The organism is Candidatus Purcelliella pentastirinorum (assembly GCF_003391335.1).
In the GTDB taxonomy this organism is placed as follows: Bacteria; Pseudomonadota; Gammaproteobacteria; order Enterobacterales; family Enterobacteriaceae; genus Purcelliella; species Purcelliella pentastirinorum.
Genome location: NZ_CP028374.1, coordinates 418004 through 435640, shown reverse-complemented (window position 1 = coordinate 435640; position 17637 = coordinate 418004). Strand labels below are relative to the sequence as shown.

The following is a 17637-nucleotide window of genomic DNA, read 5'->3' as shown; positions in this document are numbered from 1 at the left end:
AAATAGGGGCTATAGCTCAGTTGGTAGAGCATCTGCTTTGCAAGCAGAAGGTCGGGGGTTCGAAACCGCCTAGCTCCAATAAATAAAAACAAAATAAAAAATTAAAAATATAAAAAACATAATTAATTAATAAATAATATCATCTAAAAATGGATTTTTAGCAGCATTACGAGCTAATCTATCACATAATTCATTTCCCATATTACCAGTATGACTCTTTATCCATTTCCAATCAATAATATGACAATTAATTGCTTTTTCTAATCTAATCCATAAATCTACATTTTTAACAACACTATTATTACAAGTTCTCCAATTACGTTTTTTCCAACTCAAAATCCATTCAGTAATACCACTACGTAGATATGTACTATCAGTATAAATAATAATATTTGATTTATTAATAAAATGTTCAAGTGCAATAATTGCCGCCATAATTTCCATACGATTATTTGTGGTAAGAAAAAATCCAGCACTAAAATAAATTTTCTTCACACTATTTTTTATAAACACTCCATACCCACCAGGACCAGGATTACCTAGACAAGATCCATCAATAAATACTATATTTTTTTTTAACATATTAATAAATCCCTTAATTTTTGATAGAATAAATAAAAAACAAAATTGAAAAAATAATATGAGAAAAATTATACTTGATACTGAAACAACAGGAATAAACCAAATCGGAAAACATTACAGCGGGCATAAAATCATAGAAATAGGTGCAGTAGAAATGATAAACAGAACATTAACTAATAATAACTTTCATGTATATTTAAACCCAAATCGATCTATAAGTGAAGAATCATTTAATATACATGGAATATCAAATGAATTCTTAAAATATAAACCAACATTTAAAGAAATATTAAATAAATTTATTAAATATATATATGGATCTAAAATAATAATACATAATGCTAAATTTGATATAGAATTCATAAATTATGAATTATTTTTATTAAAAAGAAAAGATAAAATTTCAGATTATTGTAAAATAGTAGATAATTTAACAATAGCAAGAAAAATATTTCCAGGGAAAAATAATAGTTTAAATTCACTATGTAAATACTATGGAATAGACATAAGAAAAAGAAAAAAACACGGAGCTTTAAAAGATGCTAAAATATTAGCAGATATATATTTATATTTAACAAGTAATCAAAAAAAATTGTTTAAAAATAAAAAAATAAAAAAACAAAATATTAAAAATATAAAAATAAATAATAAAAAATTAAAAATAATATTTGCAAATAAAGAAGAATTAGAATTAAATAAAGAATATAAGAATATATTAAATAAAAATTTGTTAATAAAATAATTAAAAATAATAATATAATCGGTGCGGTAGTTCAGTTGGTCAGAACATCGGCCTGTCACGCCGGGGGTCACGGGTTCAAGTCCCGTCCGCACCGCAAATAAAATAAAAAATATAACTTAAAATATTTTATTCTATTAAAAATAAGTAATATACAATATATTACTTATAAATAATGTAATCATAAATTTAAAAAATAATTACAACAAAATACATAAATAATATTTTTTAATAAAAAACTATTAAAATAAAACTATATATATTGTAAATATATTAAAAAAAATTATAAATAAATATTATTTAATAAAAAAATAACAATTTTAATTTTATAACATTAAAATATAGTATAACGTTACCATTATTATCTAATTATTTAACAAAAAAATTGAATATATGAATTATAGAAGATATTAGTCCAACTATTAAAATAATAGAAATATTAATATCATTAAAACTATTTAAAATTAATTTAATAATTAAAATATTCCTAAAATAAATAAAATAAAATGAAAATTAAAAATAAAAAATATCCTAGAAATTTATTAGGCTACGGAAATAACCCCCCGACGGTATCATGGCCAAACAATGCAAAAATAGCAATACAATTTGTATTAAACTATGAAGAAGGAGCGGAAAAAAACATATTACATGGTGATAATTCATCTGAAACATTTCTTTCTGATTTAATAAATTGTAAAAATTATAAAAATCGTCATATGTCTATAGAATCTTTATATGAATACGGATCTAGAGTAGGTTTTTGGAGAATTCATAATGAATTTAAAAATAGAAAAATACCATTAACTATATTTGGAGTAGTAATGGCTTTTATTAGAAATCCAGAAATAACAAAAACAATAATAAAAGAAAAATATGATGTAGTATGTCACGGACTAAAATGGATTGAATATCAAAAAATAGACTATAAAAAAGAAAAAAAAGATATTATTAAATCAATTAAAATATTTAAAAAAATATTTGGTAAATATCCCCAGGGCTGGTACACTGGTAGAGATAGTCCAAATACTAGAAAATTAATAATAAAATATAGTAACATAATTTACGATAGCGATTATTATGGAGACGATTTACCTTTTTGGATGGATATTTATTTAAAAAATGGTAAAAAAAAGAAACATTTGATTATACCATATTCATTAGAAACAAATGATATGAAATTTGTAGTACAACCAGGATTTAATACATCTAAACAATTTTATCAATATTTAAGAGATACTTTTGATATATTATATAAAGAAGGAAAAACAAAACCAAAAATGATGTCAATAGGAATGCATTGCAGAATAATAGGTAAGCCTGGAAGATTTAAGGCATTAATAAATTTTTTAGATTATATAAAAAACTACAAAGATATATGGATATGTACAAGACAAGAAATTGCTAATCATTGGATTAAATATCACAAAATTGAATTTAATTAATTTAAATTAATTAAATTGTCATGTTTCATAATTAAACCTTTTTTTTCTAATAATAAAGCAGCTTTAAAACATAAATCTTCCTTAAAAGGAGCTGCAATTAATTGAATACCAATAGGTAAATTATCACCTACCCTAATTGGTACAGTTATAACAGGTAATCCAATAAAAGATATAGGTTGAGTTAACATACCCATGTTAGATTTTATCAATAAATCAGTATTATTAATACGAATAAATTTTTGACCAATCATAGTAGCAGAACAAGGGGTAGCTGGAGCTATTAAAACATCAAAATTATTAAAAATATCATTAACTTTATGTCTAAAATATGTTCTAAAACGTTGAGCTTTAATATACCAATTAGCAGGTATAATAGACCCGGCCAATAATCTTTCTCTAGAAAAAGGTTCAAATAATTCTGGAGTATCTAATAATCTAGACCAATATAAATTACCACCTTCAGCAGCCGTAATAATAAAAGCAGAAGATCTAGCTAATTCTACATCCGATAAATCTATATCATCTTTAACACCTAAAGCCTTAGAAACAATATCTATAATATTACGTACTTCATCATTACACCAAGTATAAAAATAACCAGATAGTAAACAAAAACGTATACTATTAATAGAATTATTATAATCTAAAAATATTTTATCTTTTGATTTAGTAGATTGAGATAAATCTTTTTCATCAATACCTTGTAAAACATTATATACATCAACTAAATCACCAATATTCCTAGCAAAATACCCGGCATGATCTAAACTATAAGAAAAAGGATACATACCAGTACGAGATAATCTACCAAAAGTTGGTTTTAAACTTAAAACACCACAAAGCGAAGATGGAACACGTACAGATCCATTAGTATCTGATCCTAAAGAAAAATGTACTAAACCAGCAGCTACAGCAGCTGCAGATCCACCTGATGAACCACCAGCAATACGATTTAAATCATAAGGATTTCTAGTAGTACCATAATAACTATTTTCCGTAGTAAAACCATAAGCATAAGCATCCATATTTAACATACCACTTAGCAATGCTCCATTACTACTTAATCTGTCAATTAAATAAGCATCACATTTTGCTACTGGGTTATTTGCAAATAAAATAGAACCGACTAAAGTAACATAACCGCGCACATCAAACAAATTTTTTACAGCATAAGGAATACCAACTAATTTTGACAATTTTTTACCAGATATCAAATATTTATCAATTAAATTAGCTTCTTTAAACATACGATTAGAAGTAATTTCAGTCCAAGCATTAATAATAGGATTATACTTCTTTATTGCATGCAAAGTAGATTCAGCTATTTCCATGGCGCTTAAATCACCTTTAATTAAACATTTATTTATTTCTGAAATTGTTAAAAAACGAATATCTTCAATCATGCATTATATACTCCTGCTATTTCAATATCACTAGATAAAGAATATAAAATTAATGGCTTTGTTATATTAAATATATAAACAAAATTTAATAATAAATCTTCATATCTTTTTTCATCTACAGATATACTAAAGACTTTAATAAAATTTTTAACATAATCTTCACAATTAAACGTTTTCATTTATAGACCTATAAAAATATAAAAATAAAAAATTAGTAATTTTAAATAAATAAAATTAAAACAAATAAATTATATTATACATATCAAAAAAATATTTAATAAAATTATTTTATTATATAAAATAAACAATTGTGAAATAATGATTTTAAAATAAAAACATATATATCAAAAACGGAAATTCTATATAAAAAAATATAATTATATATAATAATTTAATTAATACAAAACAAATAAAAATAAGAAAATAAAGAATAGAATTAAAATAACTTTTTTTTTTAAATAAAGCTAAAAAATAAATTATAAGGAAATAATACATGAATGAATTTGATCAAATAACTCCACCTGAAAGACTTTTAATGGGTCCTGGACCTATTAATATAGATCCAAGAATATTACATACCATGTCAAATAAATTAATTGGGCAATATGATCCAATGATGACTAATTATATGAATGAAGTAATGCAATTATATCGTATAATTTTTAATACAAAAAATTTAAATACTCTATTAATAGATGGAACATCAAGAGCAGGAATTGAAGCAATATTTATATCTATGATTAAACCTGGGGACAAAGTATTAATACCAATATTCGGTAGATTCGGACAATTATTATATGAAATATCAAAACGATGTAAAGCTCATGTCCATACAATAGAAGTACCATGGGGTGAAATATTTGAACCAGATAAAATAGAATATTCAATTAAAAAAATAAAACCCAAATTTCTACTTACAGTACATGGAGATACTTCAACTACAATGTTACAACCATTAGAAGAAATAGGATTAATCTGTCAAAAATATGAAGTAATATTTTATACAGATGCCACAGCTTCATGTGGTGGAAATTATTTAAAAACAGATGATTGGAAAATAGATGCAGTTTCAGCTGGTATGCAAAAATGCTTAGGAGGACCATCCGGAACATCTCCTATAACAATTAATGATAAAACAATAGAAATTATACAACAAAGACAACGTGTAGAATTTGGGAAAAATATAGATGACAAAAAAATTATTTTTTCAAATTATTTCGATATAAATATGATAATAGATTATTGGAGTGAAAAGCGTCTAAATCATCATACAGAAGCAACAACAGCATTGTATGCAGCACACGAATGTGCAAGATTAATCATTAAAGAAGGTATACATAATAGAATATTACGTCATAAATTACATGGAGATGCTCTATTACATGGAATAAAAAATATGGGATTAAAAATTTTCGGGGATATAAAACATAAAATGAATAATATATTAGGAGTAATAATACCCAAAAGAATAAATGGAGAACAAGTAAGAAAACTTATGTTAGATGATTTTGGTATAGAAATAGGAACATCCTTTGGCCCTTTAAAAGGAAGAATTTGGAGAATTGGTACTATGGGTTATAATTCTCGTAAAGATTGCGTATTAAGAACATTAACAGCATTAGAATCAATACTTAATAAACTAGGATTTAAAACTACTCAAGGTGAAGCATTACAAGCAACATGGGATTTTTATAACATAAATGTATAATAATAAATTAAGGATATTGTTAATATGTACTATCCTAAAATAAATAATAATGAATCAATAAAATATGCTACACGTATATTAAATAGAATAGAAAAATTATCAAAAATAAGCGAAAATAAAAACAATACTACACGTCTTTATTTATCAATAGAACATATCAAAACAAATAAAATTGTGGAAAAATGGATGAAATTAGCCGGAATGCAAACATGGCAAGATCAAGTAGGTAATATATACGGCAGATATGAAGCATGTACAAAAAAACAACCAGCAATTCTATTAGGTTCACATTTAGATACAGTACCTAATGCAGGTAAATATGATGGAATTCTAGGAGTATTAACCTCAATAGAAGTTGTAAACCATTTAAATAAAAATAAAATACACTTAAAAAAAGCAATAGAAATCGTTGGTTTTGCAGATGAAGAAGGAACACGCTTTGGTATAACATTATTAGGAAGTAAAGCATTAACAAATAAGTGGAAAAAAAAATGGTTAAATTATAAAGATAAAAATAAAATTACAATTGCACATGCAATGAAAAATATAGGATTAAATACAAATAAAATATGTTTAGCAAAAAGAAACACCAAAGATATAAAAGCATATATTGAATTACATATAGAACAAGGTCCATATCTATATAAAAATAATTCAAGTATGGGAGTAGTAAGTGCAATAAATGGAGCTAAAAGAATTAATTGCACATTTACCGGCGAATCAGGTCATGCTGGTACAGTACCAATATATATGAGAAAAGATCCACTTATAGCTACATCAGAATGGATATTATTTATAGAGAATGAATTACTAAAATCCAAAACAAAAATAGTAGCAACTATTGGTAAAATAAATTGTTACCCTGGAGCAACCAATGTAATACCTAATAAAATAAAATTAACATTGGATATAAGAGGTCCAAAAAATAATGAATTAAATAAAACAATATCTAATATATTAAAAAAAGCTAAAGAAATTTCTAAAAAAAGAAATATAATATTTAATTCAAAAAAATATTATTCCACAAAATCTATTAAATGTAATAAAAAAATTAAAAATATAATAAAAAAAACAATTAATAAAACACAAGGTAATTGTCCATCACTTGCAAGTGGTGCTGGACATGACGCTATTTCTATGGCAAAAAAATGGCCTATAGGAATGATATTTATTAGATGTATTAAAGGAATTAGTCACTCACCAAAAGAAAAAGTACTAAAAAAAGATATAATAAAAACAATTAAAACTTATATGGAAATTATTTATAATTTAACAGAAAAAATTTAAAATTAAAAAAAAACAAATTATAAAATAATTAATTATTTTCATAATTAAAATTAGTATAATTATCAAATCTAGACCAATTACCATTAAAAATCAAACGAACAGTTCCAATAGGACCATTTCTTTGTTTGCCTATAATAATCTCTGCAACACCTTTTAAATCACTATGCTCATTATATAATTCATCTCTATAAATAAACATTATTAAATCAGCATCTTGCTCAATAGAACCAGATTCACGTAAATCAGAATTAACAGGTCTTTTATCCACTCTTTGTTCCAAAGAACGATTTAATTGTGAAAGTGCCATAATTGGTACTTTCAATTCTTTTGCTAATGACTTTAATGACCTAGATATTTCACCTATTTCAACATTTCTATTATCTGAAATATAAGGAACACGCATTAATTGCAAATAATCTATCATAATTAAACTTAAACCATTATTTTCACGATATATACGTCTAGCTCTTGAGCTCATTTCAATAGGAGTTAAACTAGAAGAATCATCAATATATATATTTTTACGATCTAATAAAACTTTTACAGTACTAGAAATTCTTAACCAATCCTCATCATTTAATTTACCAGCACGTATTTTAGATTGATCTACTCTAGATAATGAAGATAACATACGTATCATAATTTGTTCAGAAGACATTTCCAAACTAAATATTAAAATAGGTTTATCATAAATCATAGAAACATTTTCACATATATTCATTGCTAAAGTTGTTTTCCCCATTGACGGTCTAGCAGCTACAATAATCAAATCCGAAGGTTGTAAACCAGCAGTTTTTTTATTAATATCTATATAACCAGTATTTATACCGGTAATATCTCCATTAGGAATATTAAATAATCTTTCTATATTAGATATAGTTATGTCAAGTATACGTTCTATACGTTTTGGACCAAATGATTTATTAAATCTTTCTCTAGATACATTCATTATACTAGATTCTGCAAAATCTATTAAATCTTCACTCGTCTTCCCATTTAAAAAATAACCAGTATCAACAATTTTATTTGCAACTGAAATTATATTTCTAATAATAGATCTTTCACGAACAATAGATGCATAAGCTGAAATATTAGTACTACTTGGAACATTCTTGGATAATTCAGCTAAATAAGCAAATCCACCAACATTATCTATATTACCATTTTGTTCTAGAGATTCTGAAAGAGTGATTAAATCTATAGGATTACCGTTATCAAATAAATATTGCATAGTAGTAAATATTACACGATGTGCACTACTAAAAAAATCATCAACAACCAATAATTCAGAAACAATATCCCATTTATCATTATCTAACATCAAACCTCCCAAAATTGATTGTTCAGCTTCCAAAGAATAAGGTGGAGTTCTGAACTTTGAAGATTGAGATTTTTTATTTTTAATCGATTTATTGATTAATAAATTATCATTCACAATTTAATACCATAAAATTAAAAAAATATTCAAAAATAAATAAAATAATAAAATTAATATAGAAAATATAATATTTTTAAAAAAAATAATATTAACAAATAAAAAAAAAAATACTATTTTAATATTAATATATTTTAAAATAAAAAATACTTATTTTTTAATTAAAGATTATCTAAACAAATTTTTAAATCTTTATCCAAAGGTGCACGAATTAATATTGTTTTATTAGTTCTAGGGTGAATAAATTTTAATTCATAAGCATGTAAAAATAATCTTTTCAATCCTGTATGAACTAACTGATTATCAAATTTAAATTTACCATATAGTTTATCAAAAGCAATACAATGACCTAAATAACTAGTATGTAATCTAATTTGATGTGTTTTACCAGTAATTAATTTAGCTCGAATTAAAGTAGAAAATTTAAAATATCTTTTTACACTAAAATGAGTTTCCGAATATTTTATATTAATAGATGAAAATTTATTTTTAATACTATTTATACATATTTTCTTATGAATAACAGGAATATCAACTATTTTAAGATCTATAGGCCATTTACCATAAACTAAAGCCAAATACTTTTTTTTTATTTGATAATTACGAAATTGTCTATGTAAACAACATAAAGAATAACGATTTTTAGCAAGTAATAATAAACCTGAAGTATCACGATCAATTCTATGTACTAATTCAAGAAATACATTATAAGAATATAAAAAACGCAAACCGTCTAATATATTATTAGATAATCTTGTACCATCATGTACAGCAATACCAGAAGGCTTATTAATAATTAACAAATCTTCATCTTCATATAATATTGATCGTTGTAATAACATAATAAATTTATTATTAAAATATTTAACAATATTATTATTTTTATTAAAATACCACAAAGAAGAAACTCTTATCACATCATTTATTTTTAATCTATAAATATGTTTAACATGTCTACCATTAACACGTATTCCACCTTTTCTTAATAAACTATATATTTTACTTTTAGGTATATATTTTAAGGATTTAAACAAATAGTTATCAATACGTTGATCCAATTCATTTACTCCTATAGTAAAAATTTGTACACTATTTTTATAATTTGACATATATTAAACAAAATTTTATTAAGAAAAATATAACAAAATGATAACATTATTTAATTAAAAAACTTATTTGTTATTTATAATAATACAAATTATCAATTCAATACAATATAAATCGATTAGTAATAAATTGAATAATTTTATCAATTCTTATATTATGAACACATATATATGTATTTTTATAAATTATAAACTATATAAAATAATAAAATTGAAAAAATAAACTTTAAATAATATTTACTAAATAAAATTTAATAAAATATAAATTTAAATAAAATAAACAATATAATTAAAATAATTCATCTATCTATATAAGTTGTTATTTAATATTATGTAATTTAATTAATTATATAAAATGAGTATAATTATCATGAAAAGAATGTTAATAAATGCAACTCAAAAAGAAGAATTAAGAGTTGCTTTAGTTGACGGACAAAATTTATATGATTTAGATATAGAAAGTCCAAGATATGAACAAAAAAAATCTAATATATACAAAGGAAAAATAATAAGGATTGAACCAAGTTTAGAAGCAGCATTTGTAAATTATGGAACAGAAAAACATGGATTTCTACCCTTAAAAGAAATATCAAATGAATATTATCCTAAGGGTTATAATAAAATAAATAAACTTAATATAAAAGAAATATTATCAGAAGGACAAGAAATAATAATACAAGTTAATAAAGAAGAAAGAGGAAATAAAGGAGCTGCCCTTACTACATTTATTAGCCTAGCAGGGAGTTACTTAGTATTAATGCCCAATAATCCCAAGGCTGGAGGTATATCACGTAAAATAGAAGGTGAGGAAAGGATAGAAATAAAAGAATTGACTTCATTATTAAAAATACCAAATGGTATGGGGATAATAATAAGAACAGCAGGATTAGGAAAAACTATAAATTCATTACAATGGGATTTAAATTTTAGATTAAAGCATTGGGAATCTATAAAAAAATTAGCTAAAAAAAAATCTTCACCATTTTTAATATATCAAGAAAGCAATATAATAATTCGAGCATTTAGAGATTATCTAAAACCAGATATAGAAGAAATATTAATTGATAACCCTAATATATTAAAATTAGCACACAAACATATAACTGAATTAGGAAGATTAGATTTTAATAACAAAATAAAATTATATAAAGGTGAAATCCCACTTTTTAATTATTATCAAATCGAATCACAAATTGAAACTGCATTTCAAAGAAAAGTAAAATTACCATCCGGGGGAGATATAATAATAGATACAACAGAAGCATTAACATCTATAGACATAAATTCTTCTCAATCTAAAAAAGGAATAGATATAGAAGAAACTGCATTTCATACTAATCATGAAGCAATAAATGAAATATCAAGACAATTAAGATTAAGAGATTTAGGAGGATTAATCGTTATAGATTTTATAGATATGTCATCAGTAAAAAATCAAAGAATAATAGAAAACAAATTAAAAGAAATAATAAAAGAAGATAGAGCTAGAATTCAAATAAATCATATTTCCAAATTTGGATTATTAGAGATGTCAAGACAAAGATTAAGTACATCTCTAAGAGAATCAAGTCATTATGTATGTCCTAGATGTAATGGAACAGGTAATATTAGGGATAATGAATCACTGGCACTATCTATTCTAAGACTAATAGAAGAAAAATCAACAAAAGAAAATACATATAAAGTACACGTATTTGTACCTGTTAAAGTTGCCTCATATCTACTTAATGAAAAACGTGATGCATTAAATGAAATAGAACAAAGACAAAAAAGAGTAAAAATAATTATAGTACCAAATAAAAAAATTGAAACACCAAATTATTTAGTATCTAGAATATGTAAAAAAAAAGAAAATAATATATTAAGTTATGAATTATATAAGAAATATAAATCTAAAATAAAATGTACAAATGAAGTGGAAAAATATAAAAAAAAACAATATTCTAATATAAATGAAATAAAAAATAAATATAATATTAAAAAAGAATATACAAATAATTATTTAATAAAAAATTTATATTACAAAAAAATTTTTATAATAATTAAAAAATTTTTATCTTTGAAAAATCTAATCAAAAAAATAAAAAATATAATAAATATAAATCTTTTAAATAAAATTCCTAAAAAAAAAGAAAAAAATAATCAAATAAAATATATTTATTTCAAAAATATAAAATCAAAAAAAAATAAAATAACCAATGTACTAAAATTACAAAATAAAAATAATAAAATATTAAAAATAAAAAAACAAAATATCAAAAATAAAAAAATAAAAAATAAAAAATTAATAAAAAAAATAGATTATGCAATGTATACATTAGAATGGACAATGTGTAAAATATGTACATCAAAAAATATTATACAAAAGAACATACTAAATAATACAAAATATAAAAATCAAAAAAATAATAAAAAAATAAAAAAAATTAAAAATATAATTAAAAATAAAAATATAAAAATCAATAAAAAACAAAAAAATATTAATCTAAAAAATAACTACAAAAATTTAATTAAAAAAACAAAAAAATTATCAAAAAATTTTGGATATAAACATGTAAGTGCCCCTATAACAAAAATAAAAAACAGCAAAACAAAAAATAAAATAAAAAAAATTAATAGCGAGTAAAATCCGATATACGCAATTTTAATAAAAAAAGCATTATTAAATATGTAATTAAACCAATAAAACATAATAAAAATAAACGAAATATTTTATAAAAAAAATTACCTATCTCCCAAGATGGCATAAAATACATACAAATAAACAAAACACTAGCCATAACAAAGACTGAAAAAAATATACGAAATAAAAAAATAAACCAACCAGGATTAGGTGTAAAAATATTTTTTTTACGTAACTCATAATACAATAAAAAAGCATTTATTAAACCAGAAAAACTAGTTGATAAAGCAATACCTATATATTCAAAAAAATAAACAAATAAAAAATTCATAAATTGAGAAAGTACTAAAATTATAAAAGAAATCTTTATAGGAACAACAATATTTTGAAAAGAATAAAAACTAGTAGATAAAATTTTAACTGTAATAAATCCTAATAAACCAAAAGAATAAGCAAGTAAAATATGCTGAGTCATTAATGAATCAAAAGCTGTAAATTTACCATATTGAAACAAAATTAAAATAATAGGGCCAGATAATATAATCAATGCAACAGTTGCAGGCAAAGCTAATAAAAAACAAAGACGCAATCCCCAATCAATTAAAGAAGAACATTTTTTATAATCCTTAATAAAAAAACTTCTAGATAAAGACGGTAATAAAATAGAACTGATAGATACTCCTAAAACACCACTAGGAAACTCTACTAACCTCTCAGCATAATATATCCATGAAACAGAACCAGTTGTAAAATAAGAAGATAAAATAGTATTTATAAACACAGATATTTGACTTATAAAAGTTACAATCATCATAGGAATTATTTTATAAAAAATATGATATATTTTAATATTACGAAAATTAAAATATGGAAATACCAATAGACCTAATTTTTTCAAAAAAGGAAGTGGATACAAAAATTGTAAACATCCACCAAATAAAACAGACCATGCCAAACCTATAATAGGATGATTAAAATATTTAATTATAAATAAAGAAAAAAAAATCATACTTATATTAAGTAAAATAGGTATAAAAGATGAAATTGTATATTTATTCCAAGTATTCAATACCAATCCATATAAGGACGAAATTGAAATAAATATTATGTAAGGAAACATAATACTAAATAAGATTTTAGCTAAATATAATTTATGTATATCACAAGAATAACCAGGCAAAAAAAATGATATTATTATAGAAGAATTAATAATACCTAAAAATACTATAAATAATAAAATAAAAAAAAATAAACCTAAAATAGATGAAAGAAAAATTTTTATTTCTTCTTTATTTTTATCAGATTTATATTTATATAATATAGGAACAAGAACTTGAGAAACACCACCATCAGCAAATATTCTTCTTAATAAATTTGGTAGTTTAAATGCAATATAAAAAGCATCCGTTTCAATACTTACACCGAATACATATGCAACTACAGCATCACGTACAAAACCTAAAAAACGAGATAAACATGTGATAAAACTAACAAAAATAAAAGATTTAAACATAATAATAATCTATATAAATTATATAATTAAGATAAATTATTTTATCATTTTTTAGAAAAAAAATGATACATATGATAAACTTATTTATAATAAATCAATTTAATAATAGATACTTATACAAATAAAAAAACTTAAATAAAAAAATATAAAAATAAAACAAAAATATTTAATAAAAAAAAAATATTTTAATTAATTTAAATTATTAAATATTTTATTGGTAACAGATAAACATAAAAAATAAAATAATAATTACTAATATTAAAAAATACATAAATATATTAAATATTAATTTAATTTAAAAAAAGAATAATATTAAATAATAAAATAAATATATTATTTTAATAAAATTAAATAAATAATTTTAATTAAATAAATCAAATATTAAAAATGTAATTTTAAAAAATTAAATTTTTTAAAAAAAATAAATCATAAAATAAACTTAACATATGAAAAATATAAATCTTATTAAAAAACTAAAAAAAAGAGGGCTAATAAAAAATATAACTAATGAAAAAAAATTAATAAGAAAAATAAAAAATGAAAATATTAAATTATATTGTGGGTTTGATCCTACAGCGGAAAGTTTACACTTGGGTCATCTAATACCTATAATTTGCTTAAAACATTTTCAAAAATACGGACATATACCAGTAATACTAATTGGAGGAGCAACAAGTATAATTGGAGATCCTACTTTAAAAAAAAAAGAAAGAAAAAAATTATCTAAAAAACAAACAAATAAATATACAAAAAAAATAAAAATACAAATAAACAAAATTTTAAAAGATAAAACAAACAATAAAAATCTTAATATAATTAATAATTATACTTGGTTTAAAAATACAAAAATTTTGAATTTTCTTATTAAAATAGGGAAATATTTTTCTATAAATAATATGATAAATAAAGATTTTATTAAAAAAAGAATAAAAAACATAAAACATGGAATATCTTTTAGTGAATTTTCATATAATTTATTACAAAGTTATGATTTTTATAAACTAAATAAAAAACATAATGTAATATTACAAATTGGAGGTGCAGATCAATGGGGAAATATGATTTCAGGCATAGAATTAATAAAAAAAATTAATAAAAAAAAAACATTTGCATTAACAGTACCATTATTAACTAAGTCTAATGGAGAAAAATTTGGAAAAAGTGAAAAACAAAATATTTGGTTAGATGAAAAAAAAACTAGTCCTTATAAATTTTATCAATTTTGGATGAATATTAATGACAAAGAAATATATAATTTATTAAAAATATTTACATTTATGAAAATATCAAAAATAAAATTATTAATAAAAAAAAACAAAAAACATGAAAAAAAAAACATAGTACAATCAATTTTAGCAAAAAAAATAACAACAATGATTCATGGAGAAAAAAATACAAAGATAGCTGAAAATATAACAAAAATATTATTTCATAAAAAAATAAAAAACATAACAAAAAAAAATATTGAACAATTAAAACAAGGTGGTATACCACATATAAAAATTAAAAATAACGAAAATATAAATTTAACAGAAATTTTAATTAAGATAAAATTGACAACATCAAAAACACAAGCAAGAAAAATAATTATATCAAATGCAATAATGATAAACAATAAAAAACAAAAAAACACAGAACACATAATAGATAAATCCGAAAAATTATTTAATAAATATACAATTATAAAAAAGGGAAAAAAAAAACATTTTATGATAACATGGCAATAAATAAAAAATAATTTGATAAAAAAAAAAGAAAAAATATTTAATAATTAATAAAGATTAAAATGAAAATTAAAAATAACAAAATAAACAATACTATTATTCCAATGGTAATAGAAAATTGTAATAATAGAGAAAGATTTTATGACATATACTCTCGTTTATTAAAAGAAAGAATAATATTTATAAATGGTATAATAAATGATGAATTATCAAATTTAACTATTGCACAAATGTTATTTTTAGAAGCCGAAAATCCAAAAAAAGACATATATTTATATATTAATTCTCCTGGAGGTAACATAACATCTGGATTATCTATATATGATACAATAAACTTTATTAAACCAGATATAAATACAATATGTATAGGACAAGCATGTTCTATGGGAGCATTTTTATTATCATCAGGTAAAAAAAATAAAAGATTCTCCTTACCTAATTCTACAATAATGATACATCAACCATTAAGTGCTTATAAAGGACAAGTAACTGATATAGAAATACATACCAAAAATATAGTAAAAATAAAAAATATAATAAACGAAATATTAGCCAAAAATACAGGGAAAACAATAGAAAAAATAAAAAATGATACAGAAAGAGATTATTTCTTTACTACCAAAGAAGCGATAAATTATGGTATTATTGATAAAATTTTAGTAAAAAAAAATACTAAATAAATAAAATATTTATAAATAATAAAAATTATTATAATACAAATATTAAAATCTACAAAATTAGGACAAAAAAATGACAGAAAATAATAATACTTTAAATAAATTATTATTTTGTTCTTTTTGTAAAAAAAATCAAAATGAAGTACAAAAATTAATAGCTGGATCATCAGCATATATTTGCAATGAATGTATAAAAATATGTAATAATATTATCGAAAATGAATCAAAAGAAATAATTAATAAATACAAAAATATACCAACACCAAAACACATAAAAAAACAATTAGATGAATATGTAATTAATCAAAAAAAAACAAAAAAAATTTTATCTGTAGCAGTATATAATCATTATAAAAAATTAAAATACAATAATTGCAAACTTGGTAAAAGCAATATTTTATTAATAGGCCCAACAGGAAGTGGAAAAACATTATTAGCAGAAACATTAGCACAAATGTTAAATGTACCATTTAGTATAGCGGATGCAACAACATTAACAGAAGCGGGTTATGTTGGAGAAGATGTAGAAAATATAATACAAAAATTATTACAAAAATGTGATTATAATATAAAAAAAGCACAAAATGGAATAATTTACATAGATGAAATAGATAAAATATCAAAAAAAACAGATAATCCATCAATAACAAGAGATGTATCTGGAGAAGGTGTTCAACAAGCATTGTTAAAATTAATCGAAGGTACAATAGCATCAATACCTCAATATGGAGGAAGAAAACATCCACAACAAGAATTTTTACAAGTAGATACTTCAAAAATTTTATTTATTTGCGGAGGAGTATTTAATGGATTAGAAAAAATTATTTTAAATAGAATTGAAAAAAAAAATTTAATTGGATTCAATAGGAGAAAAAAAAATAAAAAAAATCAAACAAAAAATATAATAAATAAAGTAGAACCAGAAGATTTGATAAAATACGGTATCATACCTGAATTTATTGGTAGATTATCAATAATAACAACACTAAAACAACTAAATAAAAAAACTTTAATAAAAATATTAAGCATACCTAAAAACTCATTAACAAAACAATACATAGAATTATTTAATATGGAAGGAATAACTCTAGAATTTCATAAAAAAGCATTAAATAAAATAGCAAAAAAAGCCTTATTAAAAGGAACAGGAGCAAGAGGACTAAGATCAATTATGGAAGACATATTATTAGATAGTATGTATAATATTCCATCAATAAAAGGAATAAAAAAAATTATAGTTAATAGTTCTGCAGTTGATAAAAAATCAAAACCAATTATAATATATAAAAATTAAAATGATTTAAATAAAAATTATTTTTATTAAATAAAAATAAAAAAATTATAATATAATCGATACTAATTATCATATATAAACCTATATATTAGAATATACTTAAA

General features: G+C 21.6%; 13 protein-coding genes, 2 tRNA genes and 1 pseudogene. 10 read left to right on the top strand and 6 right to left on the bottom strand.

What is annotated here, in order from left to right; translation table 11 throughout:
- Window positions 1–5: 5 nt before the first annotated feature.
- Window positions 6–78, top strand: a tRNA-Ala gene (locus C9I82_RS02120).
- A 48-nt stretch (window positions 79–126) separates the two neighbouring features.
- Here C9I82_RS02120 and rnhA read toward each other — a convergent pair.
- A complete protein-coding gene (rnhA, locus tag C9I82_RS02115; RefSeq protein ID WP_115956194.1) occupies window positions 127–582 on the bottom strand; it encodes a ribonuclease HI in 456 nt (151 codons plus the stop codon).
- Window positions 583–640: 58 nt separating this feature from the next.
- On the opposite strand from rnhA, the gene dnaQ reads away from it, so the two are divergent.
- From dnaQ to puuE, 3 genes are all read left to right on the top strand, one after another.
- Entirely contained in the window at window positions 641–1324 is a 684-nt protein-coding gene (dnaQ, locus tag C9I82_RS02110) for a DNA polymerase III subunit epsilon (protein WP_115956193.1), read from the top strand.
- A 20-nt stretch (window positions 1325–1344) separates the two neighbouring features.
- Window positions 1345–1418: transfer RNA gene (locus tag C9I82_RS02105), tRNA-Asp, on the top strand.
- A 409-nt stretch (window positions 1419–1827) separates the two neighbouring features.
- The gene (puuE, locus tag C9I82_RS02100; RefSeq protein WP_115956192.1) at window positions 1828–2763 is read left to right on the top strand and encodes an allantoinase PuuE; all 936 of its coding nucleotides are present in this window, start codon (window positions 1828–1830) and stop codon (window positions 2761–2763) included.
- Here puuE and C9I82_RS02095 read toward each other — a convergent pair.
- Both C9I82_RS02095 and C9I82_RS02090 read right to left on the bottom strand, forming a co-directional pair.
- On the bottom strand, window positions 2760–4166 hold the full coding sequence (locus C9I82_RS02095; RefSeq protein ID WP_115956191.1) for an AtzE family amidohydrolase: 1407 nt from the start codon (window positions 4164–4166) through the stop codon (window positions 2760–2762). The genes puuE and C9I82_RS02095 overlap by 4 nt on opposite strands.
- Complete coding sequence (locus C9I82_RS02090) at window positions 4163–4345, bottom strand: hypothetical protein (protein WP_115956190.1); 183 nt, start codon at window positions 4343–4345, stop codon at window positions 4163–4165. Before C9I82_RS02090 ends, C9I82_RS02095 begins: the two co-directional genes overlap by 4 nt.
- Before the next feature lie 314 nt (window positions 4346–4659).
- Between C9I82_RS02090 and C9I82_RS02085 the strand changes: the two genes are divergently transcribed.
- Window positions 4660–5874 (top strand): pyridoxal-phosphate-dependent aminotransferase family protein, encoded by a 1215-nt coding sequence (locus tag C9I82_RS02085; RefSeq protein ID WP_115956189.1) that lies wholly within the window; start codon window positions 4660–4662, stop codon window positions 5872–5874.
- Between the two features lie 24 nt (window positions 5875–5898).
- The gene (locus tag C9I82_RS02080) at window positions 5899–7161 is read left to right on the top strand and encodes an allantoate amidohydrolase (RefSeq protein WP_115956188.1); all 1263 of its coding nucleotides are present in this window, start codon (window positions 5899–5901) and stop codon (window positions 7159–7161) included.
- 28 nt (window positions 7162–7189) lie between these two features.
- On the opposite strand, the gene dnaB is transcribed toward C9I82_RS02080, so the two are convergent.
- Together dnaB and C9I82_RS02070 are read right to left on the bottom strand one after the other, a co-directional pair.
- Window positions 7190–8596, bottom strand: a complete 1407-nt coding sequence (gene dnaB / locus C9I82_RS02075) for a replicative DNA helicase (protein WP_162859735.1) — start codon at window positions 8594–8596, stop codon at window positions 7190–7192.
- 161 nt (window positions 8597–8757) lie between these two features.
- Window positions 8758–9705, bottom strand: a complete 948-nt coding sequence (locus C9I82_RS02070; protein WP_115956187.1) for an RluA family pseudouridine synthase — start codon at window positions 9703–9705, stop codon at window positions 8758–8760.
- Window positions 9706–10072: 367 nt separating this feature from the next.
- On the opposite strand from C9I82_RS02070, the pseudogene rne reads away from it, so the two are divergent.
- Window positions 10073–11641 (top strand): annotated as a pseudogene (gene rne, locus C9I82_RS02065) (ribonuclease E); the annotation flags it as partial.
- Between the two features lie 673 nt (window positions 11642–12314).
- On the opposite strand, the gene murJ reads toward rne, so the two are convergent.
- On the bottom strand, window positions 12315–13838 hold the full coding sequence (gene murJ / locus C9I82_RS02060; RefSeq protein WP_115956185.1) for a murein biosynthesis integral membrane protein MurJ: 1524 nt from the start codon (window positions 13836–13838) through the stop codon (window positions 12315–12317).
- Window positions 13839–14284: 446 nt separating this feature from the next.
- On the opposite strand from murJ, the gene tyrS reads away from it, so the two are divergent.
- The 3 genes from tyrS to clpX all read left to right on the top strand — a co-directional run bounded on the left by tyrS (window position 14285) and on the right by clpX (window position 17533).
- Window positions 14285–15565, top strand: coding sequence for a tyrosine--tRNA ligase (tyrS, locus tag C9I82_RS02055; RefSeq protein ID WP_115956184.1), 1281 nt, complete (start codon window positions 14285–14287; stop codon window positions 15563–15565).
- 59 nt (window positions 15566–15624) lie between these two features.
- Window positions 15625–16242, top strand: coding sequence for an ATP-dependent Clp endopeptidase proteolytic subunit ClpP (gene clpP, locus C9I82_RS02050; RefSeq protein WP_115956183.1), 618 nt, complete (start codon window positions 15625–15627; stop codon window positions 16240–16242).
- A gap of 70 nt (window positions 16243–16312) precedes the next feature.
- Complete coding sequence (clpX, locus tag C9I82_RS02045) at window positions 16313–17533, top strand: ATP-dependent Clp protease ATP-binding subunit ClpX (protein WP_115956182.1); 1221 nt, start codon at window positions 16313–16315, stop codon at window positions 17531–17533.
- Window positions 17534–17637: the final 104 nt, after the last annotated feature.